This is a genomic window from Pseudomonas sp. FW305-96, from assembly GCF_058783825.1.
Genome location: NZ_JBYSYW010000008.1, coordinates 152,940 through 179,299, shown reverse-complemented (window position 1 = coordinate 179,299; position 26,360 = coordinate 152,940). Strand labels below are relative to the sequence as shown.

The 26,360-nt window shown below is 64.5% G+C and carries 18 protein-coding genes; 11 read left to right on the top strand and 7 right to left on the bottom strand.

Going from position 1 to position 26,360, the window contains the following annotated elements:
* Positions 1–64 precede the first annotated feature (64 nt).
* Positions 65–718: a hypothetical protein gene (locus AC3WL2_RS08965; protein WP_102682728.1), complete on the top strand. Its 654-nt coding sequence runs from the start codon at positions 65–67 to the stop codon at positions 716–718.
* Positions 719–795: 77 nt separating this feature from the next.
* Here the strand turns inward: AC3WL2_RS08965 and AC3WL2_RS08960 are convergent, their stop codons facing one another.
* Entirely contained in the window at positions 796–5,661 is a 4,866-nt protein-coding gene (locus tag AC3WL2_RS08960; protein ID WP_102682727.1) for an NAD-glutamate dehydrogenase, read from the bottom strand.
* Between the two features lie 290 nt (positions 5,662–5,951).
* Between AC3WL2_RS08960 and AC3WL2_RS08955 the strand changes: the two genes are divergently transcribed.
* From AC3WL2_RS08955 to AC3WL2_RS08935, 5 genes are all read left to right on the top strand, one after another.
* The gene (locus AC3WL2_RS08955; RefSeq protein WP_102682726.1) at positions 5,952–6,305 is read left to right on the top strand and encodes a hypothetical protein; all 354 of its coding nucleotides are present in this window, start codon (positions 5,952–5,954) and stop codon (positions 6,303–6,305) included.
* A 123-nt stretch (positions 6,306–6,428) separates the two neighbouring features.
* On the top strand, positions 6,429–7,139 hold the full coding sequence (locus AC3WL2_RS08950; RefSeq protein ID WP_102682725.1) for a FadR/GntR family transcriptional regulator: 711 nt from the start codon (positions 6,429–6,431) through the stop codon (positions 7,137–7,139).
* A gap of 101 nt (positions 7,140–7,240) precedes the next feature.
* Complete coding sequence (lhgO, locus tag AC3WL2_RS08945; protein WP_102682724.1) at positions 7,241–8,434, top strand: L-2-hydroxyglutarate oxidase; 1,194 nt, start codon at positions 7,241–7,243, stop codon at positions 8,432–8,434.
* A 46-nt stretch (positions 8,435–8,480) separates the two neighbouring features.
* Entirely contained in the window at positions 8,481–9,809 is a 1,329-nt protein-coding gene (locus tag AC3WL2_RS08940; RefSeq protein ID WP_046854741.1) for an MFS transporter, read from the top strand.
* A 440-nt stretch (positions 9,810–10,249) separates the two neighbouring features.
* A complete protein-coding gene (locus tag AC3WL2_RS08935) occupies positions 10,250–10,624 on the top strand; it encodes a DUF2784 domain-containing protein (RefSeq protein WP_102685406.1) in 375 nt (124 codons plus the stop codon).
* On the opposite strand, the gene tam is transcribed toward AC3WL2_RS08935, so the two are convergent.
* Complete coding sequence (tam, locus tag AC3WL2_RS08930; protein ID WP_256582665.1) at positions 10,601–11,398, bottom strand: trans-aconitate 2-methyltransferase; 798 nt, start codon at positions 11,396–11,398, stop codon at positions 10,601–10,603. The genes AC3WL2_RS08935 and tam overlap by 24 nt on opposite strands.
* Positions 11,399–11,520: 122 nt before the next feature.
* A complete protein-coding gene (locus AC3WL2_RS08925; RefSeq protein ID WP_102685408.1) occupies positions 11,521–12,930 on the bottom strand; it encodes an amino acid permease in 1,410 nt (469 codons plus the stop codon).
* A 438-nt stretch (positions 12,931–13,368) separates the two neighbouring features.
* Here AC3WL2_RS08925 and AC3WL2_RS08920 point away from each other — a divergent pair, with 438 nt between their 5' ends.
* Positions 13,369–14,793, top strand: a complete 1,425-nt coding sequence (locus tag AC3WL2_RS08920) for an aminotransferase-like domain-containing protein (RefSeq protein ID WP_102685409.1) — start codon at positions 13,369–13,371, stop codon at positions 14,791–14,793.
* An 84-nt stretch (positions 14,794–14,877) separates the two neighbouring features.
* Here AC3WL2_RS08920 and AC3WL2_RS08915 read toward each other — a convergent pair whose 3' ends face one another.
* From AC3WL2_RS08915 to AC3WL2_RS08905, 3 genes are read right to left on the bottom strand one after another with little or no spacing between them, the layout of a single operon-like run.
* On the bottom strand, positions 14,878–15,900 hold the full coding sequence (locus tag AC3WL2_RS08915) for a histone deacetylase family protein (RefSeq protein WP_102685410.1): 1,023 nt from the start codon (positions 15,898–15,900) through the stop codon (positions 14,878–14,880).
* Positions 15,900–17,141 (bottom strand): Zn-dependent hydrolase, encoded by a 1,242-nt coding sequence (locus tag AC3WL2_RS08910; RefSeq protein WP_102685411.1) that lies wholly within the window; start codon positions 17,139–17,141, stop codon positions 15,900–15,902. The genes AC3WL2_RS08915 and AC3WL2_RS08910 overlap by 1 nt, the downstream gene beginning before the upstream one ends.
* Before the next feature lie 16 nt (positions 17,142–17,157).
* Positions 17,158–18,507, bottom strand: a complete 1,350-nt coding sequence (locus tag AC3WL2_RS08905) for an MFS transporter (RefSeq protein WP_256582663.1) — start codon at positions 18,505–18,507, stop codon at positions 17,158–17,160.
* Between the two features lie 137 nt (positions 18,508–18,644).
* On the opposite strand from AC3WL2_RS08905, the gene AC3WL2_RS08900 reads away from it, so the two are divergent.
* Positions 18,645–19,562, top strand: coding sequence for a LysR family transcriptional regulator (locus AC3WL2_RS08900; protein WP_102685412.1), 918 nt, complete (start codon positions 18,645–18,647; stop codon positions 19,560–19,562).
* A 61-nt stretch (positions 19,563–19,623) separates the two neighbouring features.
* On the opposite strand, the gene AC3WL2_RS08895 is transcribed toward AC3WL2_RS08900, so the two are convergent.
* Positions 19,624–20,364, bottom strand: coding sequence for a hypothetical protein (locus AC3WL2_RS08895; RefSeq protein WP_102685413.1), 741 nt, complete (start codon positions 20,362–20,364; stop codon positions 19,624–19,626).
* Positions 20,365–20,728: 364 nt separating this feature from the next.
* Here AC3WL2_RS08895 and AC3WL2_RS08890 point away from each other — a divergent pair, with 364 nt between their 5' ends.
* The 3 genes from AC3WL2_RS08890 to AC3WL2_RS08880 all read left to right on the top strand — a co-directional run bounded on the left by AC3WL2_RS08890 (position 20,729) and on the right by AC3WL2_RS08880 (position 26,318).
* Positions 20,729–24,124 (top strand): Ig-like domain-containing protein, encoded by a 3,396-nt coding sequence (locus AC3WL2_RS08890; RefSeq protein WP_102690710.1) that lies wholly within the window; start codon positions 20,729–20,731, stop codon positions 24,122–24,124.
* 168 nt (positions 24,125–24,292) lie between these two features.
* Complete coding sequence (locus tag AC3WL2_RS08885) at positions 24,293–25,261, top strand: SCO family protein (RefSeq protein ID WP_102685017.1); 969 nt, start codon at positions 24,293–24,295, stop codon at positions 25,259–25,261.
* 118 nt (positions 25,262–25,379) lie between these two features.
* On the top strand, positions 25,380–26,318 hold the full coding sequence (locus AC3WL2_RS08880) for a hypothetical protein (RefSeq protein WP_146022619.1): 939 nt from the start codon (positions 25,380–25,382) through the stop codon (positions 26,316–26,318).
* Positions 26,319–26,360: the final 42 nt, after the last annotated feature.

The window sequence follows — 26,360 nt, the reverse complement described above, 5'->3', positions numbered from 1 at the left end:
CGGCTGGCGCAGACGGGCGCACAGCTTTAGAATCGCCCGCGAAAAATCCACAAGGAGGTGTTGCATGTCGAGTGTGATGAAAGGTGCCGCTGTCGGTGCCCTGGCAGGCCTGGCCATTCCGGTGGCCGGCCTTTCCGGCTTGGCAACTGCTGGCCTTGGCCTGTCAATGCTGCTGGCGCTGTTCGATGTTGGCCCGGCGAAAATGCCGCATGCTTCGCTCTGGCAACTGCTGACCAGCGGGACCATGCTGGCACTGCTGATCGCAGCAGCGATCTTCGCGGTGTCCTTCAGGTTCCTGGCCAAATTGCAGGTGCAAAGCAAGGCGCTGGTGGCCCGGATCAACGCCAGCGAAGGGCTCGCGCTCGATGCCGGGCACCTGCTCGGTTATCCATCGCCGGGCTTCCTGGTATTCGATCCGCAGAACCGCAAAGTGGCGGTCTGCTCGTTGATCGACGACAGCTACCGCATCCACGATTATTCCTGGGTCATCAGCTGGCAGGTGACCTGGCGCGAGTCGGAAAGCATGGAAATGGGCGGCGGGACTCGCCAGGTCAATGCCAACGGCATGAGCGCCCCGACCTTCGAGCGCACGGTACGGCTCAAGGACTTCGCCCTCGAGCTGACCGTGGCCGACCCCAACCAGCCGTTGCTCAAGTTCCCGATGAGCCGCAAGGCCACCCATGTCTGGACTGCCCGCCTGGCGGCCTTCTTCAACTGACCCCTCCGGCACCGCCGACCTGCACAAAAAAAGCCCCGGCATCGCTGCCGGGGCTTTTTTTCACTTCAGCGCAAGGCTCAGGACGGAATCACCGCCGCCTGACCACTCAGCGCCAGGTCGACCAGCTCACGGTTGGCCACCGCGTACATCGCATAGTCGGTGCCGGTGGCGTTGCGCAGGTCGTCGAGCATGGCGCGCCAGCGCTCGACCATCACCCGGTGCTGCTCGCACCACAGGGCCACGCGGGCGTCCATGTCTTCCGGCGCGTCGGCCATCTGCAGCACGGAGATGGTGATCGCCCGCTGCTGCAGGTCGATGTCGTCGCGGAACGCCTCGCGGGCCAGGGCCTGCCAGTTGTTCTCCACCGGCAGGTTGCTGATCTCTTGCAGGTACCAGGTCAGGTCCAGCGAGCTGCCCACCGCGAAGAACGCCTTGGCCACCTGCGCCGGATCGTGCCCGGTGACATCCGAGGCCTCGATGATCGGCAGCAGGGTGTACAGGTGCGTGGTGCCAGCGACCATGCGCGCCAACAACTCCGGTACCCCGGCGTCGACGAAGCCCTGGTAGCGGTTCATCCAGCGCTCGCGGGTCGGCCCCTCCAGCAGTTCGTCGAGCTTGAGCCCCAACTGCGCGAGCACCGGACCGAAGTGAGCAACATCGCGACCAGCGTCCTGCTCGTTGCGACGGCTGCGCAGGAACCAGCGGGTGGCCCGACGGCCCAGGCGCATCAGCTCGTCCATCAGGGTCAGCTGGATCTCGGCCGGGACCTGATAGTCCAGGGCCTCGATCTGGCGGAACCAGTGCGGCAGGTGGAAGATGTCGCGCACGATCACATAAGCGCCCGCCACGTTGGCCGGGCTCATGCCGGTGGACTCCTTCAGGCGCTGCACGAAGGTGATGCCCATGTTGTTGACCAGGTCGTTGGCGATCTGGGTGCTGACGATCTCGCGCTTGAGGCGGTGGCGACGCATGGAGTCGGCGAACTTGCTGACCAGCGACGGCGGGAACGCGGTCTCCATGTCGCGGGTCAGGTAGTCGTCGTCCGGCACCAGCGACTTGAGCAGTTGCTCCTTGAGGTCGATCTTGCTGTACGAGATCAACACCGACAGCTCGGCGCGGGTCAGGCCCTGCCCGGCCGCCAGGCGTTCGGCCAACTGTTCCTCGCTGGGCAGGAACTCGATGGCGCGGTCCAGCTTGCCACGTGCTTCCAGGTCAGCCATCAGACGCTTGTACTCGGCGATGCGCTCGCGGGCACGGCGGGCCGCCAGCGACAGCGCTTGCGTCTGCTTGTAGTTGTTGCCCAGCACCAGCCCGGCGACTTCGTCGGTCATGCTGCCCAGCAGCTGGTTGCGCTGCTTCTCGGTCATGTCGCCACCCTGCACCACTTCGTTGAGCAGGATCTTGATGTTGACCTCGTGATCGGAGCAGTCGACGCCACCGGCGTTGTCGATGAAGTCGGTGTTGGTGGCGCCGCCATTGAGACCGAACTCGACACGGCCGAGCTGGGTCATGCCCAGGTTGCCGCCCTCGCCCACCACCTTGCAGCGCAGTTCGTTGCCGTTGACGCGCAGGGCGTCGTTGGCCTTGTCGCCAACATCGGCGTGGCTTTCCGTACTGGCTTTGACGTAGGTGCCGATACCGCCGTTCCACAGCAAGTCCACCGGCGCCTGCAGCAGTGCATGCAGCAGTTCGGTCGGGGTCAGGCGGTCGGCCTCGATGGCGAAGCGTTCCTTCATCTGCGGGCTGATGGCGATGCTCTTGGCGCTGCGCGGGAAGATCCCGCCGCCTTCGGACATGATGCCGGTGTCGTAGTCGCTCCAGGCTGAACGCGGCAGGTCGAACAGGCGCTTGCGCTCGGCGAAGCTGGTGGCCGGGTCCGGATTCGGGTCGATGAAGATGTGCAGGTGGTTGAACGCCGCCACCAGTTGCAGCTTGTCGGACATCAGCAGGCCGTTGCCGAACACGTCGCCGGCCATGTCGCCGACACCGACCACGGTGATCGGGTCTTCCTGCACGTTGATACCGCGCTCGCGGAAGTGGCGCTGCACGCCCACCCACGCGCCACGGGCGGTGATGCCCATCTTCTTGTGGTCATAGCCGGCCGAGCCGCCCGAGGCGAACGCATCACCCAGCCAGAAGCCGTAGTCGATGGCGATGCCGTTGGCGATGTCGGAGAAGGTCGCGGTGCCTTTGTCGGCCGCCACCACCAGGTACGGATCGTCGTCATCGTGACGCACCACGTTGGCCGGCGGCACCACGCCACCGTCCTTGAGGTTGTCGGTGATGTCGAGCAGGCCCGAGATGAAGATGCGGTAGCACGCCACGCCTTCGGCGGCGATCTCGTCACGGCTGCCGCCCAGCGGCAGGCGACGCGGCAGGAAGCCGCCCTTGGCGCCGACCGGCACGATCACCGAGTTCTTCACCTGCTGGGCCTTGACCAGGCCGAGCACCTCGGTGCGGAAGTCTTCCTCGCGGTCCGACCAGCGCAGGCCGCCACGGGCGACGTTGCCGAAGCGCAGGTGCACGCCCTCGACCCGTGGCGAATAGACGAAGATCTCGAACTTCGGCACCGGCTTGGGTAGCTCGGGGATCAGCTTGGGGTTGAACTTGAAGCTGAAGTACGACTTGTTCTGCCCGTTGGCGTCCGGCTGGTAGAAGTTGGTGCGCAGGGTCGCCTTGATCAGGTCCAGGTAGCGACGCAGGATGCGGTCCTCGTTGAGCACCTGCACGTCATCCAGGGCGGTGAGGATGGCCTGTTCCAGGCGCTGCTGCTTGTCGTCGAGGTCTTCGTTGGTGAGCTTGCGCGCCAGGTAGAAGCGGGTCTTGAACAACCGGGTCAGCTCGCGGGCGATATCGGTGTGGTTATTCAGGGTGCTGGCGATGTAGCCCAGGTCGAAGCCCAGGCGAATCTGCTTGAGGTAACGGGCGTAGGCCCGCAGCAGCGCGACGTCGCGCCACGGCAGGCCGGCGGTCAGCACCAGGCGGTTGAACGCGTCGTTCTCGGCATCGCCCTTGACGATATGGACGAAGGCGTCCTGGAAGGTGTCGTTGAGCTGCTGGATGTCGAGGTTGAGGCCTTCGCTGTAGGTGAAGGCAAAGTCGTGGATCCAGAACTCGCGGCCGCTGGCGTGGCGCAGGCGGTAAGGGAATTCGCCGAGCACGCGCAGGCCGAGGTTTTCCAGAATCGGCAGCACGTCCGACAGTGCCAGCGGCGTATCGGCGTGGTAGAGCTTGCAGTGCAGCGTGCGCTCACCGAGCTGGGTCAGCGGCTGGTAGAAGCTCATGGCCAGCGGCTTGGCCTCGGACAGGTTCAGCACATGCTGCATGTCGACCACTGCCGAGTGCGCGGCGAAGCGCTCGCGATAGCCGGCCGGGAAGCCTTTCGGGAAATCGGCGAGGATGTTGGTGCCGTGGGCTTCGCCAAAGTTTTCCACCACCAGCGCCGAGAAGTCGTCCTGCCACGAACGGCAGGCCTGGATCACTTCGTTCTCCAGTTGCTGCGGGTCGATCTCGATGCGGTTCTTCGGGTCGACCCGCAGGATCAACTGCACGCGGGCCAGCACCGACTCGGAGAAGAAGGTCCAGAACTCACAGTCGGTGGCTTTCAAGCGCTCCATCAGCACCTGCTGGATCTTCTGCCGCACCTCGGTGGAGTAGATCTCGCGCGGCACGTAGGCCAGGCAGTAGCAGAAGCGGCCGTACGGGTCCTTGCGCAGGAACACGCGGATCTTGTTGCGTTCCTGGATCTGCACGATCGACATGGCGGTGCTGAACAGCTCGTCCACCGGGGTCTGGAACAGGTCGTCGCGGGGCAGCACTTCGAGGACCTGGGCCAGTTCCTTGCCCAGGTGCGCCTTCGGGTCGAAGTGCGAGCGGCGCTCGACTTCAGCGACCTTGCCGCGGATGTAGGGGATGGTGTGCACGCTCTCGCCGTACACCGACGAGGTGTACAGGCCCATGAAGCGGCATTCCTTGACGACCTTGCCGTCCTGGTCGATCTGGCGGATCGACACGTAATCCGGGTAGGCCGGACGATGCACGCGGCTCGGCTGCGAGGCTTTGGCGAACGACAGCAGGCGCGGTTCGCGCAGGTAGGCGACGGCGTAGTCCTCGATGCGCAGGTCGTCGGCGCCAAGACCGGCGCGCAGCAGGCGGGCCAGGCCCAGGAACGAAGCGTCGTCGTAGACCAGGTGGCCGCCGTCGGCGTCGGACTCGACGGTGAACTCCTCATAGCCGAGGAAGGTGAAATGGTTGTCCAGCAGCCACGACAGGAAGCTTTTCACCTCAGCCTTGTCGTTCTGCGCGGGGCCGAAGGCGTTCTGCTCCACCAGTTCCAGCAGCTCGCGGATCTTGGCTTTCATCGGCTCGAAGTCGGCGACCACGCCGCGCACCTCGGCCAGCACCTGCTCCAGCTCCATGGTCAGGGTGTTGAGCTCGGCGGTATTGGAGCAGCGGTCGATCTCCAGGTACATCAGCGATTCATGGTTGACGCCCTCGCCCAGGGTGCCCTTGGGCAGCAGCTCGACCAGCTCGCCCTTGGCGCCGCGGCGCACGCTGAGCACGGTGGTCTGCAGGGTGTGGATGCTGTAGCCGCGGCGGTTGAGCTCGGTGCGCACCGAGTCGACCAGAAATGGCAGGTCGTGGTGCAGTACCTCGACCACGGTGTGCGTGGACTGCCAGCCGTGGCGTTCGTAATCGGGGTTGTAGACCCGCACCTGCGGGTGCGCGGCGTCGAAGCGCTCGATGATGCGCCAGGCGGACAGCGTGCAGCCGGCCAGGTCCGACAGCCTGCGCTGAGTGAGTTCGTCCAGAGAGATGATGCCGAAGAACTGTTCAGCGAACAGTGCCACTTGTGGCAGGGACTGTTCGTTGATGTGCTGCGCCAGGGCCGCTTGCAGTTGATGCTGGAAGTCGGCTTTGCTGGCTGCGGTGAAGAACGCCATCTGTGGTACTCCGCTTGGGCTTTGTTATAGGTGAAGCGTCGCGTACATGCGCCTTGTACGGATCAACCATAGCCAACCCGTGGCAAGACAGAAGCGTTGGGTACCTGCAAAAGCGACTGCCAGGTGGCTGTGCCTTTACGGGAACCCATCGACAGGGCAGCTTAACGACTGAACGGTCACTTGGGCTTGCAGCGCTGCGACAATTTCGGTCAATGCGCGGTAACTTTACGTTTATCAGTGTGCGCAAGGCTGTCAGAATTCCTTTTCATTTCCATTGATCCGAGTGCGCCATGCAATTGAAAACCGCCCTGCTCTTCGCCACCCCCTGCGACGACGAGGAAGACAACATGGCGACCCTGTGCTGCCACAGCGACAAGGGCCAGATGTTCCTGCTGACCCGCTACCCGGACGAGGACACCGTCGACCTGACACTGGACGACGAGCCGTCGACGCTGGACGGGCTGAAGGTGACCTTGAGCGCCACCCGCCTGCTGATCGAGGTGGCGGCCGGGGATCGCGACGCGCTGAAGGGCGACGAGGAACTGGAGATCATCCTGACCACCTCGGGCAGCGACCTGGAGGAAGTCGCGCTGACCTTGCGCAACATCCTCGACGGGACCGGGATCTTCGTGTCCGAGGTCTAGACCGGTCATTCGGGCCTCCTCGCGGGGGCTTGAGTCTTCCGCGATGAAGGCACAACACCATTGACAGCCGAAGGTGCGAGCAGGCATTGTCTGACAACCTGACCAATAGGCACCCGCACGTCCATGCTAGAGCTACAGCGCCCCGACACCCTCGTTGAACGCGTCGTCAGCGCCATTCGCGCCGAGATCGATGCCGGCCGCCTGGCCGCCGAGTCGCGCCTGCCCACCGAACAGCAACTGGCCGAACAGCTCAATGTCAGCCGCTCGGTGGTGCGCGAGGCCGTGGCGCAGCTCAAGGCCGACGGCGTGCTGATCGCTCGCCGTGGGCTCGGTTCGTACATCTCGCAGACCCCCAACGGCACGGTGTTCCGCTTCCCCGGCAGCAACGGGCGCAAGCCGGACCTGGTGCAGATGTTCGAGATGCGCCTGTGGATCGAGACCCAGGCCGCCGCCATCGCCGCCCGACGCCGCGACGCCGACGACCTGCAGCGCATGGCCGCGGCCCTGGGCACCATGGAAGACCCGCGCAGCGACTTCGCCACCGCCGCAGCCGCCGACGTGGCCTTTCACCGGGCCATCGCCGATGCCGGCAAGAACGACTACTTCGTCGCCTTCCACGATTTCCTCGGTGGCCAGCTGGCCGCCGCGCGCCGCACCGCCTGGGAAAACTCCGCCACCCCGGCCGTGGGCGGTTCGGCCGACGCGCTCCGTGAGCACCGGGCGCTGTACCAGGCCATTGCCGACGGTGACCGCCATGCGGCCGCCACTTGCGCCGAAGCCCACCTGCGCGCCTCGGCAAAGCGTTTGAAACTCGACCTCCCCGACCTCGACTGACCCTGGAGACCCCTATCGCAGCCTGGCGAGGTTTTACGCGCACTACTTAGTCTGACAACCTGATAAGCAGATTCACCGACAAGAATTCCAAGGTACCCTGCATGACTTACGACTATTGCATCATCGGCGGCGGCATCGTCGGCCTCGCCACCGCGATGGCCCTGCTCACCCGTCGCCCCGGCGCCTCGCTGCTGATCCTGGAAAAGGAGGCCAGCCTCGGCCGCCACCAGACCGGCCACAATAGCGGCGTGATCCATGCCGGTATCTACTACGCACCCGGCAGCCTCAAGGCCGACCTGTGCAAGCGCGGTGCCCAGGCCACCAAGGACTTCTGCACCGAGCACGGTATCGCCTTCGAGGTCTGCGGCAAGCTGCTGGTGGCTTCCAATGACCTGGAGGTGCAGCGCATGCAGGCGCTGTACGAGCGTTCGCAGCAGAACGGCCTGAAAGTCGAGCGCCTGGACGCCGGCGCCCTGCGTGAACGCGAGCCGAACATCGTCGGCAAGGGCGCGCTGTTCCTCGATGCCACCGGTATCGTCGACTACCAGCAGGTATGTGACGCCATGGCCAAGGTGATTCGCCAGGCCGGGGGCGAAGTGCGCCTGTCCACCGCCGTGCGCGCCATCCAGGAGCATGCCGATCATGTCGCGGTCAGCACCGACGGCAACACCTGGCGCGCCCGCCAGCTGGTGGCCTGCGCCGGCCTGCAATCCGACCGCCTGGCGCGCCTGGCCGGGGTGCAGATCGACCACCAGATCATCCCCTTCCGCGGCGAGTACTACCGCTTGCCGGCGAGCAAGAACCAGATCGTCAACCACCTCATCTACCCGATCCCCGATCCGGAACTGCCGTTCCTTGGCGTGCACCTGACGCGGATGATCGACGGCAGCGTCACCGTCGGCCCCAACGCAGTGCTCGGCTTTGGCCGGGAAAACTACCGCAAGTTCTCGGTGAACTGGCGCGACGTCGCCGAGTACGCACGCTTCCCCGGCTTCTGGAAAACCATCTGGAACAACCTCGGTTCCGGCACCGCCGAGATGAAGAACTCACTGTTCAAGCGTGGCTACCTGGAGCAGTGCCGCAAGTACTGCCCGTCGCTCCAAGTCGAGGATCTGCTGCCCTATGAGGCCGGCATCCGCGCCCAGGCAGTGATGCGCGACGGCACCCTGGTGCACGACTTCCTGTTCGCCGAGACGCCGCGCATGGTGCACGTGTGCAACGCACCGTCGCCGGCCGCCACCTCGGCCATCCCCATCGGCCAGATGATCGCCGAAAAGATCCTCGAGGCCCGCTGAAGCACCTGCTGCATCCACAACTACAAAGACAACAAGGAAACCTCAGATGTCGGTATACGAGACGGCCCCGGCCGCGCCGGAAACCCCCGAACAGCAACGCAAGCGCCTGCGCAAGGTGGCGGCGGCGACCATCTTCGGCTCGATGCTGGAGTGGTATGACTTCTACCTTTACGCGACCATGGCCGCGATCGTCTTCTCGAAGATCTTCTTCGACCCGAGCAACCCGGCGGTGGCCTCGCTGCTGGCGTTTTCCACCTTCGCCATCGGCTTCATCGCCCGCCCGTTCGGCGGCGTGCTGTTCGGCTACCTGGGCGACCGTTTCGGGCGCAAGCATGTGCTGGTGATCACCTTTTGCATGATGGGCCTGTGCACCATGCTGATCGGCCTGATCCCCGGCTACGCGACCATTGGCATCTGGGCGCCGATCCTGCTGGTGATCATCCGCATCATCCAGGGCCTGGGCGCCGGTGCCGAGTTATCCGGCGCGGCAGTCACCTCCTACGAACACGCCAGTGAAGGCAAGCGCGGCAGCCAGGGGGCCTGGCCGGCGCTGGGGCTGAACCTGGGCTTGTTGCTGTCGTCGCTGACCGTGTACCTGCTGACCATGAACGGCAACGAATTCCTGCTGGCCGGCGGCTGGCGCATCCCGTTCATCGCCAGTATCGCGCTGGTGGCGGTGGGCCTGTGGGTGCGCAAGAGCATCCCCGAGACCCCGGACTTCAAGGAGCTGGACAAGGCCGACGACAAACCACAGGTGTCGCCGCTGAAGCTGCTGTTCAGGAACGATCTCAAGGGCCTGGCCGTGGTGTTCTTCGTGGCGGTGGGCTACAACGCCCTGAGCTACATCTTCAAGACCTTCTCGCTGGCCTACCTCACCCAGTTCAAGGGCGTCGAGGCGCATGTCACCTCGCTGTCGGTGACCCTGGCCAGCCTGGTGGCGATCTTCGCCGTGCCGTTCTTCGGCTGGCTGTGCGACAAGTGGAGCAGCAAGACCGTGCTGATGCTCGGTGGCGTGCTGTCGGCGCTGTTTGCCTTCCCGTTCCTGCAACTGCTGTCGACTGGCGAGCCGATGATGATCTACTTGGCTATCGCCGTGGGCACCGGGATCCTGGCGCCGATGATGTTCGCCCCGCAGGGGTCGTTCCTCAGCCGGCAGTTCCCCACGCAGACGCGCTCGTCCGGGTTCGGCACCGGGCGAGAGGTCGGTACCGCGGTGGCCGGTGGCCTGGCGCCGTTGGGCGGGCTGGCGCTGGTGGCAGGTTCCGCGACTCATTCCACCGATGGCGTGGCGATGATATTGGCGGTGGCCGGGGTGCTGGTGGTGGTGTTTGCGTTCTTTGACCAAGGGTGGCGGCATTCGAAGGCGAAGAACTAAACAAAGCCACGGTCCGATGTTGATCTTGATCGCAAGATTAACTGCGTAGTCACTAGCGACAGCTGCGTTAGTTCAGGCGCCGCCCGTAACTTCGCGACTTCAGGAGGCCGAACGCAGGTCTTGCGGAGGGAGGTGACGGGCATGGATGCCCGTCAAGCGCTGCGCCCCAGGATGGGGCGTTCAGCGCGGTCCTCCCGGGAGCAAGGCCGGAGTGAGGGGACCCGGAGCGAAGCGGAGGGCCGGATGAATGGAGCGAGGATTTTTTGGTTCCTTTTTGATCCTTCAAAAAGGGACCCGCCGTAAGGGCGGAAAGGTGACTATGCGTCGACATCGCAAATGAATGCGCATACAACTATCAAAACAATTAACCAAACTCAGAAACAAAAAGCCGAAAAACCATGACAAACTAAACCATCTCCCCCAGCAAGGCCCCACCCACCATGTTCCACCGCCTGGCCGCCGACACCCTGGTCCTGTTCCACCTCTCGTTCATCCTGCTCGTCCTGTTCGGCGGCCTGCTGGTGCTCTGGCGCCGCCGCGCCCTGCTGATCCACCTCCCCGCCCTAGCCTGGGGCCTGGCCGTGGAAGGCCTGCACCTGGAGTGCCCTCTGACCGACTGGGAGAACCACCTGCGCAAAGCTGCCGGCGACGCCGGCTACCACGGCGGTTTCGTCGAACACTACATCTGGCCCGTGATCTACCCCGCCGGCCTGACCCCACAGATCCAGCTGTGGCTGGGCACCATTGTGCTGGCGCTCAACCTCGGCATCTACACCTATGTGCTATGGCACCTATCGCGTGGCCACCACAAATAGCCGCGGGAACGGCAACAACACCCGACCGTCGCTGGCCGCCGGGTAGTCATGCTGCATGGCCTGCAGGTACAACTGCAGAAAACCCGCCTGCTCCTGCTCATCCAGCCGCGCCAGGTAAGGCCGCAACGCCGATCCCTTGAACCACTCCACCACCGCCTCGGCGCCACCGTTCAAGGGGTGGTGATAGGTGGTGCGCCACACATCCACCCGCGCGCACAAAGGGCTGAGCAGGTCGTAATAGAAACCTGCGTTGTGCCGCGGCGGCAGGCTGAAGTCAGCGAACTTGTCAGCCCAAGGTCCTTGGCTGGCAATCTCGCGCAAGCGGCGATGAGCCGGCTCGTCGAGGTTGTCCGGCGTCTGCACGGCCAGGCTCGCACCTTCGTTCAGCTGCCGTACCAGATGCGGATAGAGGCTGGCATGGTCCGGCACCCACTGCAGCGAAGCGTTGGCAAGAATCAGATCCTGGGGCACCTGGGCCGCCCAGCCGGCGATCTCGCCAATCTCGCAACGCACCCGTGGAATGCTCAACCGTGGCCGCTGCCGGGCCTTGTCGACCATGTCCGGATCGCTGTCCAGGGCGACGACCTGCGCATCGGGGCAACGTTGCAGCAACACTTCGGTGGAGTTGCCCGGACCGCAGCCAAGGTCGGTGGCGTGGCGCACCGGGCGCGTCGGCACGGCGGCAAGCAGGTCGCGTACGGCGCGAGTGCGTTCGTCTTCGAACAGCGAATACTGGGTGGCGGACCAGGACATGGGACACTCCTTGTAGGGCAATTGCGTGCAGCATAAGCCATGTCGGCCCCCCACAGCGTAGGGATGATCCGATTGGCGCAGGCGAAAACGGAAACGGCCGGTCCCTTGACGGGTACCGGCCGTTGCGCGCGGAGCTACCGCAGTCAGTGACGCTTGGCGGTACGCATCTGGTGCACCACGCCCATGACCACCACGATCGCCGCAGCGATACCGGTGGAGATCACCAGGATCTGGTAGTCAGGCATGAAGGCCATGGTCACCAGCGCCGCCACGATGAACACGATCACCAGGTAGGTCAGCCACGGGAACAACCACATCTTCAGGCGCACTTCCTTGCCCTCGGCCACCAGCTTGCGGCGCATGCGCAGCTGCGAGAAGGCGATCACCAGGTACACCAGCAGGGCGATCATGCCGGTGGTGTTCATCAGGGTTTCCAGCACGTCTTTCGGGCGCAGGGTGTCGCTGAAGTTGATCAGCGCACAGAACACCGCCACCAGGCACGAGCCGATGATCGCGTTCACCGGTACGCCGGTGCCGGTGCGGGTGAACTTGAACAGGCGCGGCGCATCGCCACGCTGGGCCAGGGAGAACAGCATGCGCGAAGCCGTGTAGTGGCCGGAGATCAGGCAGCTGCTCACCGAGGTCAGCACCACGAAGTTCATCAGCAGCTCGGCATAGGGCACGCCCAACAGCTCCAGGGTGCGACGGTAGGCACCATAACCGGAGACGCCCAGGTGCGGGTCGTTCCACGGCACCAGGCAGACGATCAGGAAGATCGAGCCGACATAGAACAGGCACACCCGCCAGACCACCGAGTTGGTCGCCTTGACGATCTGGGTGGCCGGGTCCTTCGCTTCGGAGGCGGCGATAGTGACGATCTCGGCGCCGAGGAAGGCGAACATCACCCCCAGCAAGGCGCCGATCACCGTGGTGATGCCGTTGGGCATGAAGCCTTCAGCGGTCAGGTGGCTGATGCCGCGCACCTCGCCGAACTGCCAGACGTTCATCACCGCGGCGGTGCACACCACCAGGAAGCAGACGATCGCCACCACCTTGATCAGCGCGAACCAGAACTCGAACTCGCCGTAGTGCTTGACGTTGAAGAAGTTGACGGTGATCAGCAGCAGGGTCGTGGCCAGCACGAACACGTTGACGCTCACGTCCGGGAAAAATCCGTGCAGGATCTTGCCCGCCACGTAGGCCTCCCAGGCCATGAGGATCACCCAGTACCACCAGTACAGCCAACCGATGGTGAAACCGGCCCAGCGGCCGATGGCGCGGTCGGCGTAGGTCGAGAACGAGCCGGTGTCCGGCGACGAAGTCGCCATTTCACCCAGCATGCGCATGATCAGCACCACCAGGATGCCGCCGGCCAGGTAAGCCAGGACAGCGGCCGGGCCGGCGCTGTGGATCACGCTGCCGGAACCGACGAACAAGGCGCCGCCGATCACCCCGGCGATGGACATCATCGTCAGGTGGCGCGACTTGAGCGAGGCACTGAGCTTGCTCTCGTGCCCATCCTTCGCGGTGGTGGATGTGGATGTTGCGTCCATCAGTTATTTACCCCGTGCTTCTTTTTATCCAAGGAAAAACTGTGAAACCCCGATGGTTATCGGTCTCACCTGTACATCAGTGCTACTGCGGGCAGGGAGGTGTGCGCGAGCACACGCAGGCCATCCGTGGCGGCCTGCTTACGCGGCCAGAGGCGACCCTCTGGACGAACTGAACCATGCTGGGGACGGACGAGCAGCGTCCGGCCAGGCGGGAAGAAGGTGCGAGGCGGACCTCGACGGTAAAGCAGCGATGTTGTGATTATTCATGGCGCTGTCATGTGCTGTGTTGGCTATATCTGACACGTAATGTAAAAATGTCGAACACATTGAGCCATGCACAGCGGCATGAAAAACGCACTGCACTGTACAGGCCGCCGATGCAATACACCCGCTGTGCCCCGCAGGCGCCTGGCGTCCCGCACACCTGAAGGCCCCCGAATGCTCCAGCTACATCCGGACTCCTCCACCCCGCTGGTCAACCAGATCATCGACGGCTTGCGCGCGCTGATCGACGACCAGACCCTCAAGCCCGGGGCGAAGGTCCCGTCGATCCGGGCGTTCGCCTCGACCTACTCGGTGAGCACCTTCACCGTGGTCGAGGCCTACGACCGCCTGGTGGCCCAGGGGTTGCTGGTGAGCAAGGGCAATGCGGGGTTCTTCGTCAATCGTGCGGCCAACGATCTGCTGGACAAGCACTCCGTCGAGGCCGATACCAGCCGCCCCACGTTCAACTCGGAATGGTACCTGCAGCAGATCTTCGAGATCCGCCAGCTGCCGTTCAAACCGGGTTGCGGCTGGCTGCCCAACGACTGGATGTACGAGGAAGGCTTGCGCCGCGGCCTGCGCCAGGTCGCCGGCAGCCCGCTGGAGCTGTCCGGCTACGGCGACCCCATGGGCTTGCCGGAGCTGCGCGCATTGACCGCTCAGAACCTGCAGCAGGAACTGTCGATCGTCGCCAACCCGGCGCAACTCATGCTCACCCACGGTGCCAGCCAGGCCCTGGACCTGGCCGTGCGCACCCTGGTGCGCCCCGGCGATGTGGTGCTGGTGGACGACCCCGGCTACCCCAACCTGATGAGCATCCTGCGCACCCAGGGCGCCACCCTGGTGGGCGTGCCACGCACCCCGGCCGGCTACGACCTCGACCAGCTCGAGCGCCTGCTGGGCCACCACCGCCCCACGGCGTTCTTCACCCAGCCGCACCTGCACAGCCCGACCTGCTCGCGCACCCCGCTGGCGCAGCTGCACCGCCTGTTGCAGTTGGCCAGCCAGCATGGTTTCCGCCTGGTGGAGAACAACCTCTACGCCGACATGATCGCCGACCCGCTGCCCTGCCTGGCGAGCCTCGACCACCTGCAGCAAGTGGTGTACGTGGGCAGCTATTCGAAAAGCATCTCGCCCAACGTGCGCGTCGGCTACCTGCTGGCCAACCCCGAGCTGACCCAGCAACTGCTGCACCTGAAGATGCGCTCGGGCCTGACCACCTCGCAGGTGATGGAGCGGGTGGTGTACGCCGCGATCATCGACGGCCGCTGGCGCAAGCACCTCAAACGCCTGCGCCAGCGCCTGGCCGAGGCGCACCAGGAAGTGGGCCGGCACCTGCATCGGCTGGGTTTCGAGCTGTTCATCGAATCGGATGAGGGGATGTACATCTGGACCCGCCATCCGGCGATCCCCGACAGCGCCGCGCTGCTGGACGATGCGCTGGAGAAAGGCATCATGCTCGGGCCCGGGCAGTTGTTCATGGTCGATGCCAAAGCCACCGGTTGGATGCGCTTCAATGTAGCGTTCAGTACCGACCCGGCGATGTGGGAGTTGCTGGAGAAGGTGCTAGTGAAGCATGTACGCAGGGGCGGGGTGTGATACCCGTACCAACGTAATCGCGGGACAAGCCCGCTCCCACCGTTGCGATACAACCTGTGGAAGCGGGCTTTCCCCGCGACAGGCTTAACGCCAATCGCGCTCTTCGCCGAAGAATGCCCGGGCATTCGCCTCCAGGCTCTCCAGGTGGTACCCGCCTTCCTGCACGATCAGGCACGGCAAACGCAACCCACGAATCTGTTCACCAAGGCGGGCGAACCCTTCCGTAGTCACCGCCACTTTGCTCTGCGGGTCCAGCTCGTAGATATCGAAGCCCAGCGAAAGCACCAGCACCTCGGCGCCGAAGTCCTTCAGCGCTTGCAACGCAACCTCCAGCTGCGCCATGAAGTCCGCTTCACTCGCCCCGTGGGCCATCGGCAGATTGAGATTGCAGCCCTCACCCGCTCCGCTGCCGCGCTCGTCGGCAAAGCCCGCCACTCCTGGATAGAAATTGGTCGGGTCACCATGCACAGAGACGTACAGCACGTCGTCCCGCTCGTAGAAAATCTCCTGGATGCCCTGCCCGTGGTGCATGTCGGTATCCAGGATCGCCACGCGCTGATAGCGGCCGCGCAACACCTGGGCCGCGACGGCGGCGTTATTGAGGTAGCAGAAGCCACCGGCGGCATCGTACCGGGCATGGTGCCCCGGCGGACGACACAGGGCATAGGCGGCGGGTTCGCCGTCAAGGATGGCCTGGGCCCCGGCGACAGCGCTCTGTGCCGACCAGTAGGCGGCGCGCCAGGTATGCTCCCCCACCGGGCAGCTGCCATCGGCCAGGTAGCGCCCGGCCTGGGCCAGGATGCCGCGCAGGGCGTTGGGTTCGCGGACGAAGATGTTGGACATCACCTCGTCGCCCCAGTCCTCGGGCACCTCCTTCCAGCGCGCATGGGCTTCTTCGAGGAACGCGAGGTAGGCCTCGCCATGCACGGCCTTGAGCGGTGCAAGGCCGGCATCCTCGGGTTTGCGGATATCGAAGCCAAGGTCCTTGGCGGCCTGCAGCAGGCGTTGGGCGCGCTCGGGGACTTCCTGCGGGGTGCGCATGGCGCCGCGCGAATAGTAGCTGCGCGGATGGTGGAGCAATTGTTCAGGGTGGAAATAGCAGCGCATCAAGCTTCTCCTTCGACAACCTGGCCGGCACGGGCCAGCACGGCGTTGAGCAATACATCGGCGCCCTGGCGGGCATCCTCGGGCAGCACATCCTCGGCCTCGTTGTGGCTCAGCCCACCAACGCAGGGGATGAACACCATCGCCGTGGGGCAGTAGCGTGCCAGCAGGATCGCATCATGGCCGGCACCGCTGACGATGGACTGTTGGCTGTAGCCCAGGCCATCCACTGCCCGCTGCACGGCGGCCACGCAGTCGGCGTCGAACGGCGTGGCCGGGCTGACCCAGTGGCGCTCGATGCGCACCGCCAGGCCACGCTGGCCGGCGATGGCCTGCAATTGCAGGCTGATATCGCGCTCCATGGCGTCGATGGCCTCGTCGCGGTGGTGGCGCAGGTCGAGGGTGAAGCGCACCTGGCCGGGGATGGTGTTGCGCGACGACTTGGCGATGCTCAGCTCACCCACTGTGGTCAGGCCCTCGGGGGCGAAGTCGCTGGCCAGCTGTTCGATGGCCTGGATCATCCGTGCCACGCCGTACAAGGCGTCCTTGCGCAACTTCATCGGCGTGGTGCCGGCATGCGCGGCCATGCCCTCGACAGTCACGTCGAGCCAGCGGATCGCCTGGCCGCCGCTGACCACACCGATGCTCCTGGCGTTGTCCTCGAGGATCGGGCCCTGCTCGATATGCGCTTCGAAATAGGCGTCCACCTTGCCGCCCAGCGGGCGTTGGCCGGCATAACCCGTGCGCGCCAGTTCATCGGCGACGCTGATGCCGTCGGCATCGCGGATCGCCAGGGCCTGGGCCAGCGGCAAGGTGCCGGTGAACACCGCCGAACCGAACATGGCCGGGGTGAAGCGGGCGCCCTCCTCATTGGTCCACACCGCGACTTCCAGCGGTTTGCGGGTACGGATACCCAGGTCGTTCAGGCGGCGCACCACTTCCAGCCCGGCCAGCACGCCGTAGACGCCGTCGAAACGCCCGCCTTCGGGCTGGGTGTCCAGGTGGCTGCCCATCATCACTGGCGCGGCATGCGGGTCGCTGCCTTCGCGGCGGGCGAACAGGTTGCCGATGGCGTCCACGCTCAGGCTCAGCCCGGCCTCGCGGCACCAGCGGCCGAACAGTTCACGCCCGGCCTTGTCCTCGTCGCTCAGGGCCAGGCGGCAGCTGCCGCCACGGGCGGTGGCGCCGATCTCGGCCATGGCCATCAGGCTCGCCCACAGGCGATCGCCATTGCTTTTCAACATTGCGGATACTCCAGATTCAGGCCAGCTCGAGCTGCCGGCCAAGGGCGTAGCGGCGCGCCAGCGCCAGCACGCAGACCAGGGAAGTGCAGGCGATCAAGCTGTAGAAGACCGCCATCGGCCACCATTGGCCGCTGAAACTGTGGGCCAGCCAGGTGCCGATCAGCGGGGTCAGGCCACCGGCGATGGCGCCACACACCTGATAGGCCAGGGAGATGGCGGTGTAGCGCACGCGGGTGGCGAACATGCCGCTGACATAGCCGGCGATCACTGCGTAGAACGACGCCATGCACGCCGCCGCCAGGGCGATGCCGAGCACGATCAGCGGGCCTTCGCCGCTGCTCACCAACACGAACATCGGGTACGGCGAGGCCATCGCCAGCAGCGCCATCAGGGCCAGGAAGCGCGTGGCGCCGAGCCGCTCCGACAGCCACGCCGCCAACGGCTGCACGCAGAACTGGATGATCGCCACGAAGAACAGGCATTCGAGGATCAGCGAACGCTCCAGGTGCAACTGCTGGGTGGTGTAGCTGATCATGAAGGTATTGGTGAAATAGACCCCGGCGATGCCCAGGGTGTTGGCGCCGATGCACAGCAGCAGCGGCCGCCAGGCGCTGCGCAGCACTTCCAGCACGGGTGCCTGCTCCTTGCGCCGGGTCTGCTCGGCCTGCTCGCGGCTGGCGAGAAACTCGGGCGACTCGTTGACCCCCAGGCGGATTGCCAGGCCCACCAGCAGCAACAGCGCGCTGGCCAGGAACGGCACGCGCCAGCCCCAGCTCATCAGGTCTTCTTCCGGCAGGCGGGTGACCGCGCTGAAAGCCAGCAGCGACAGGATCAGTCCTGCCGGGCTACCCAGCTGGGCGAACGAAGCGAAGAAGTTGCGCCGGCCCTTGGGCGCATGCTCCCCGGCCATCAGCACCGCCCCACCCCACTCGCCACCCACGGCGATGCCCTGGACCACGCGCAACAGGACCAGCAGCACCGGCGCGCTGGCGCCGATCTGCGCGTAGGTCGGCAGCAGGCCAATGGCGACGGTGACCACACCCATCATCAGCAAGGTGATGATCAGCGATTTCTTGCGCCCGATACGGTCGCCGATATGGCCGAAGATGATGCCGCCCAAGGGCCGGGCGAAGAAGCCCACGGCAAAGGTGCCGAAAGCAGCCATGGTGCTGAACAGGCTGTTGTCCGAGGGGAAGAACAAGGCACCGAACACCAGCGCGGCGGCGGTGGCATAGATGTAGAAGTCGTACCACTCGATCATGGTGCCGATGAACGCGGCGGCGGCGGCACGGCGCGGTTGGGGCGAAGCGGCGGGCTCATGGGGTGGCTCCTTTGGTTGTTTTTCTGGCAGGAGTTGTCGGGTCACGGTGGCGCTCTGGCGGCGCCTGGGTCGGGCTCCGCGAAGAGGCCCGCACTGCTGGAGATCATTCATCGCGGGCGCCTATAATTCAATTTTCTATTTATTATTCGAATTATTAACCACGCTTATCATCGAGCCCGACCATGCCCGACCGCCTGCTCAACGACCGCCTCGACTGGAACCTGCTGCGCACCTTCCGCGTCATCGGCCAGGAACTGTCGATCAGCCGCGCCGCCGCCCGCCTGCACCTTACCCAGCCCGCCGTGAGCCAGGCGCTCAAGCGCCTTGAAGAGCAACTCGGGCGCCAGCTCATCGCCCGCCGTGGACCGCGCTTCGTGCTGACCGAGGTGGGCGAGCAGCTGTTCCAGCTGGCCGGCGAGGTGTACGGGCAGATGTCGCAGATCGGCGGCCTGCTGGAGCAGCCGGCGGACGAACTGGTAGGCAAGGTGCGGCTGTTGATGATCAGCCGTATCGTCAGCGAACGCTTCGACGACTTCCTCGCCGACTTTCACCGCCAGCACCCGCGGGTAGAGCTGGAAATCGACGTGATGCGCAGCTCCGACATCGTCGCCGCCCTGCAGGAAAAAACCGCCACCGCCGGCCTCAGCCTCAACCGCCGGCCCCAGCCACGGCTGGAGCAGCGGTTGTTCCTGCGCCAGCGCTACGCGTTCTTCTGCGGCAAGCACCACGCGCTGTTCGGCCAGGCCGAAGGCGACCTGCAGCGGGAGAATTTCGTCAGTTTCACCAGCGACCAGATTGGCGGCATGCTCTCGCCGCTGACCATCTTCCGCGACCAGCAGGGCTTCGCCGGGCGCATCGTCGCCTCGTCGCCGAGCCTGGAAGAGGTGCGCCGCCTGGTGATCGCCGGCTTCGGCATCGGCTGCCTGCCCGAGCATGTGGTGGCGCCGGATGTCGACGCGGGGCTGTTGTGGAAACTGCCGCCGCAAGAGGGCATCGCCGACGTCGACATCCACCTGTTGTGGAACAAGGACCAGCGTATGAGTCGAGCGGAAAGCCTGTTTATCGAGGCCTTGCTGTCGGCCGCCACGCCTGTGATCTAGCTGCAATCCTGTAGGCGATCAGCAGCCGAGCGGTAGACTTGCCAGGTTCGCGGTTCATCGCCTACAGGCTATGCGATACCCCGGCGACCCGCGCCCGCCCCAACCAGATATACGCCAGCGCCAGCAACCCCAGCCCCAGCGCGGCGAACACCGCCACCACCACCTGGCTGTAGCGCGCCAGCAGCGCCGGGAACCCCGTCACTTCACGAACCACCTGGATATCGGCACTGCCATCGGCATCGCGAATGCTGATCCCACCCTGGCGGATCTGCGAAAAGTCAGCGTCGAAGTACACCCAGACCTTGCTCTCGCTCACCCCGTCGATGGCCGGCAGGTCGATGCTGCTGGTCGACGTCGGCACCAGCGTGTCGTTACCGGCCGCATCGCGCACCTGGACCAGGCCCTTGGCCGGCAGACGGATGTGCACGGCCTTCAGTGGCACCCCTGCTGGGTTGTACAGCTCGATCAGCAGACCGGTGCGATGGTCCACCAAACCGGCCTCGAAGGGCCTGGCGAACAGGTGCAGGTACGGCGCCTGGGCCAGGTCGACCAGCTTGTCGATCTGCGGATGGCTGAGGGCGCCTGCGCCGATCTCGCTGATCTGTGAATGCAGCCGCTCGTACTTGAGCAGGTCGTTGGCCTGGCTGATGCGCTCGTTGAACTGGCCCGGGTAGGTGAGATGGGCGTAGGTCAGGCGCGCCTGCAGGCGGTCGTCGTCGCGCAACGTCATATAGAGCGTGGCGGCAACGGCAACCAGGGCCAGCAGGCCCACCAGGGATTTACCGACTTTCTCCCAACTCACCTTGAAGGTTCCTTGTTTGATGGGCGTGACGAGACGCAAGGCAGGCAAGGGTGCCAAGAACACCGGTTTCGGGCAAGGCCTGGCTGCCTGTGGCGACACTATCGCGGGGCAAGCCCGCGACAGGAGCCTAGCCCACCTGGTGTTCGTGAAGTGGGGAGCATTCCCCACCCAGCCCTGGGTGTCTATCCCCAGGTTTGTGGCAGTTGCCCGAGCGTGTCTCATTCGCACTCTTGCAACATCTTGAAACACGTGGCGTTTAGCCATTTGCCGATTGGCACAGCGGTTGCTGACCCCTGTTCAAGGCACATCGCCACTTATCGCAGTGGCAACAGATGCCAACCTGCACAACACGGGGCATACGGCAATGAAGAAACCAGTTGCAACATCGACCCAGGTGTTCAGGTTGTCCTCCCTCACGGCGCTGCTGCTCAGCCTGGGGATGGCCAACGTGTTCGCTGGGTCGCTTGACGACGTGAGCCAACCACCGCCCACCGACCCTTCCGCCTTCAGCGACCCGGCCGCCGACCCAGTGGCCCAGGCCGCCGCCCTGGAAGCCTTGAAATCGATGCCCGAGGCCAACGAAGGGTCGCTGGAATTGAGCAACGGTGCCTACGGCACCCGCGCCACGGTGACCAGCAACAACGTGCTGCCCCCTACCCTGCAGACTTCACGCAAGTACCCCACCAACGGCAAGCCCAGCCCGTTGTTCGGCGCCGAGCCGTTCACCCAGCAACTGCTGCTGTTCGAAGAATTCGGCCCGGAGAAACTCGACCCGGCCACCCCACCCTACAGCCTGACCTTCCCGCCCCCCGTGATCGGTGCCGCGCCCGCGCAGGACCCGGACTACGCCGCGCGCAGCAGCCCCAACGGCAATGCCCTGGAGGCGTTCCTCACCCAGCCGGGGCTGACACCGTTCCCGTCGCAGTACGCCAACGTGCTCGACCGCAACCCGTGGAAGGCGCAGATCGAGATGTTCCTCAACCGCAGCGGGGTCGGCTCGCCCGCCGAGGGCCGCCCGCCAGGAAAAGGCTGGTCGCACCAGCGCTGGAACGAGTTCTACCCACAGGCCGCCTTCAAGACCGCGCAGGCCGGCGCGCGCATCAACCAGGGCCTGCGCGACCGCAAGCAACTGCACAACTACGCCAAGGGCGAATTCGCCCCCGGCGGGCTGTACTACCAGACCTCCGACATCCCCACCACCCTGGGCACCACCAAGGGCATCGATACCCGCTTCCATCCGAAGATGCCCTTGCAGGGCCACAAGGCGCTGTGGACCTTCGACGGCACCTTCCCGGTCAAGCTGCTGATGGTGCGCTATGGCCAACCGGTGCTGATGCGCCACTACAACGCCCTGCCGATCGACCCCTCGGCCAACAACGGCTTCGGCCTGCACACCATCTCCACCCACGAGCACAACGGCCACTCGCCGGCCGAGAGCGACGGCTTCGCCAACGCCTACTTCTTCCCCGGCCAGTACTACGACTACCGGTGGCCGATCCAGCTGGCCGGCTACGACACCATCAACACCCGCGCCCAGGACCCGCGCGCCGCCTTCCCCTGCGCGCCGGGCGAAACCCTGTACGTCAACGACGCGTCCCCAGGCCTCAAGACCTGCGAGAACGGCAGCATCAAGATCCGCGGTGATTGGCGCGAGACCATGAGCACCCACTGGTTCCACGACCACATGCTCGATTTCACCGCGCAGAACGTCTACAAGGGCAACGCGGTGATGATGAACTACTACTCGGCCATCGACCGTGGCAACGAAGCCCTGCAGGACGGCGTCAACCTGCGTTTCCCCAGCGGCGCGGCGATGCCGTGGGGTAACCGCGACTACGACGTCAACCTGGTGATCGCCGACAAGGCCTGGGACGCCAACGGCCAGTTGTGGTTCAACCCGTTCAACACCGACGGCTTCCTCGGCGACCAGATCCTGGTCAACTGGCAGTACCAACCCAAGCTCAAGGTGCGCGCGCGCAGCTATCGTTTCCGCATTCTCAACGGCTCGGTGTCGCGCTACTTCAAGTTCGCCGTGGTGCGTGAGATCGCCGGCAACGGCGGCGAGTTCAAGGGCCCGAGCGGCTCCAACGTCTCCTATGCCCGCGTGCCGTTCCACATGATCGCCAACGACGGCAATATCATGGAACACGCCGTGCCGTTCGACGGCACCCTCGACCTCAACGGTGACGGCAACCTGCAGGACAACAACGCCATCCTGCCGCTGCAGGGCATCGCCGAGCGCTACGACATCATCATCAATTTCGCCAAAAACGGGATCAAGGTCGGCGACAAGCTGTACTTCGTCAACCTCATGGAGCACGAAACCGGCAAGGGCCCGAAACAGCCCATACCCCTGGCCGACGTGTTGTCGGAGAAGTACAAGGCGGTGATCAAGCAAACCAGCAAAGGCCCGGAATGGGATGGCGGCGACCCGGTGGTCGGCAAGTTCATGCAGTTGATCGTGCAGCCCTATACCGGCCAGGACCTCAGCATGGATCCGAGCCTGTATGAACCGGCCAAGCCCGGCAAAGCCGCCGGATTGGTGATGATCCCCCTGTCGATCGACCGCAACAGCGCCAGTGACCAGACCAAGATCAAGGCCGCCCGCCACCGCGAGTTCATTTTCGGCCGCTCCGACGGCACCGACAGCACCCCCTGGACCATCAAGACCGACGGCGGCTTCGGCTACACCATGGACCCACGGCGCATCAGCGCCGCCCCGCAACTGGCCACCGAGGCTACCGACGGCGGCTTCAGTGGCGACGGCACCCTGGAAGTGTGGAAGATCAAGAACGGTGGCAATGGCTGGAGCCACCCGGTGCATGTGCACTTCGAGGAAGGGGTGATTCTCAGCCGCGACGGCAAGGCCCCGCCGGAATGGGAAAAATGGGCGCGCAAGGACGTCTACCGCATCGGCCCGGACAGCGACTCCTCGGAAGAAGTGGAAATGGCCATTCGCTTCCGCGAGTTCGCCGGCACCTACATGGAGCATTGCCACAACACCCAGCACGAAGACACCTCGATGCTGCTGCGCTGGGACCTCGAGCACCCCGGCCAGTTCCAGATGATGCCGACGCCATTTCCCGGCTGGGATGGCGTGGAATACATCAACTCGGCGGCCCTGCCGACCTTCCGCACCTCGAGCAGCGGCCCGGGCAACGACAGCAACAAGCCGCCGGTGGCGGTCAACGACAGCGCCGCGACCATGGCCGGCAAGCCGATCGTGCTCAACGTGCTGGCCAACGACACCGACCCCGACGGCAACCTGCCGCTGAGCGTCAGCAGCCTGGCCCAGCCCGACTCCGGCCAGGGCACGGTCAGCAGCAACGGTACCCAGGTTACCTACACCCCACCGGCCACCGTCGCCACGGCATTCACCGCCAGCTTCACCTACGCCGCACGCGACGCCAAGGGCCTCGAATCCCTGGCCCCGGCCACGGTGAGCATCGCGGTTTCGCCCGCCGTGCCGATGGACGAAATCCAGGTCAGCAGCGCTTCGGTGCAGTTGCGCAGCAACAGCCGCTGGACCTGGGAGGTGTCCGGCACCACCTCGGTGGCCGCCGGCAACAGCATCCGGGTGACCAGCAACACCACCAGCGGGCCGCTCGACCTGGGCCTGGCGACGTTGAGCGCCAGCGGTTCCGGCGCGCGCTGGAAACTATCGGTAACCACTACCGGCAGCGGCCCGGCCTCGCCACCGGCGGTAACGGTGAAGTCGGCGCTGGGGCAGAGCGTGACGGTACCGTTGAGTATCAAGTGACGTCGTGCAAGGGCCGCTGCGCGGCCCTTCGCCGCGGTTCGTCGCCACGACAAGCCGGCTCCCACAGTTGCTGTGCATGCCTTGTGATCGGCGCTGTACATGTGGGAGCTGGCTTGCCAGCGATGGCCTGCATCGCAGGCCCCATCAGATATCCAAGAGGGTAAGACCATGCCCCACACCTGGCGCCTGCTGCTCCCCCTGCTGATCATCCTCAGCCTGCCCTGCGCCCTGCCCCCGACCAGCGCCAGCGCTGACCCCGACACCCCCTGGGGTGCCAACTACTTTCCCAACATCCCCCTGCTCACCCAGGACGGCCGCCAGGTGCATTTCTTCGACGACCTGATCAAGGACAAGGTGGTGGCCATCAATTTCATATTCACCGGTTGCGGCGACTCCTGCCCGGTGGAAACCGCCCGCCTGCGCCAGGTACAGAAGCTGCTGGGCGAACGCGTCGGCCAGGACATCTTCATCTACTCGATCAGCATCGATCCCTACAATGACACCCCCGCCACCCTCAAGCGCTACGCGGAAAAATTCGCCATCGGCCCCGGCTGGACCCTGCTCACCGGCGAAGCCGCCGACATCGAACAGCTGCGCCGCAGCCTGGGCCTGTACATCGAAGGCCTGGAGAATGGCCGCAGCAAGGACCACAACCTCAGCCTGATCATCGGCAACCAGGCCACCGGCCGCTGGATGAAGGCCTCGCCCTTCGAAAGCCCGTACATCCTCGCCGACCGCCTGGCCAACAGCCTGCACAACTGGAAAACCGCCAGCGCCCAGCACCGCGACTACACCCAGGCCCCCGACATCCGCCCGCCGAGCAAAGGCGAGCAACTGTTCAGGACCCGCTGCTCGTCATGCCATACCCTGGGCGACGCAGAGCCAGGCGCCACCCACGGCATCGGCCCGGATCTGCTGGGGGTGACCCGGCAGCGGGACGAGGCCTGGCTCAAGCGCTGGCTGATGGAGCCCGACAGGATGCTGGCGGAGAAAGACCCGTTGGCGATGCTCCTGTATGAACAGTACAACCAGCTGGCTATGCCGAACATGCGCCTGGGTGAAACCGAGATCACCGCCTTGCTCGACTATCTCGATGAGGAAACCCAACGCCGACAAAGCGCATCAGCACAGCGCTGATCACCATGCGAACAGCAATCCACACTTCAAAAACATCATTTCGCCAGCATCTCGCGCTAAGCTAGCGAGTCACACATTGAGGATCGCCCTGGTATGCCACGCGTACCGGACTAAAACCATGCAACTAATCTCGGCAGCCTGCCCCCTATCAATTTCCAGTGTTGCCAAACAGTACATGTTGTCGCCACTGCTCAGCAGCTCAGGGCCTGATTTCCATTGGAAAATCGTCATTGCTTGGGCGGTCTTTGCGCTTGTGGCAACAGCTGTACCGTACAAATTCAGGACGACCTGGAGCCAACTGGCGGGGTTCATGATTGCCACGATTGGCGCTTTGTTCATCTTTTTTTCAGTGGCGGCAGACAGCCTTCAAGCCAAACGAGCGCTGACTGTGCTCACAGAGCAAGTATCAACAATCAATGAAACACTGAAGAACCCAGAGCTAGCGGATAACGTTCGCAGCGTGCTCATGGAAAGCAAAAAGTTCAACATGGACGAAGCGGATTACCACACCGTCCGTATTGACCTGGCGGGCGTGCTTACCAATTTCGCGGCCATGACGCTTGGCGGGTTTGGCGCCGGCATGCTTGCGGCCTTCGTTACCTCTGGAAAATCCCGTAGAAGAGAAGCTCAGGAAGAGGCGTTGGCCTTTGAATGGCTGAGGCGAAACCTACCCCCTTTGTTCAGTTTCGTCATGTTGTCGGCGCTGGTAGACATCGTTGCGCTTACAGTGGTGGCTAACAGTGACTTCATCGCTATCCCCTGCGAGGCGAAATACGTCGGCGCTCTCTTCGGTTTTGTCGTCTCGGTGCTGCTGGTGCTATGCGGCTTCGCTTTAAACGCCACCAGGGCGGTCAGCCCACTCAAACGCGGGGCGTTGGTACTGATATCGTTGCTGGTGATCGCCATCTATCTACGTGCGACTTATCTATCGGCACACTATCTGGGGGCGATGCTGCTCCTGAATGCGCTGTTGCTGCTGGTTCATCACGACTGTAGACAGCGCATCCTGCATGCCTTGTCCCGCATGACGAAGTTCAATCGACATTCACGCAGTTGATCGAATGATGACCCGGGTGGATGCATAACTAGCCGGGTTACA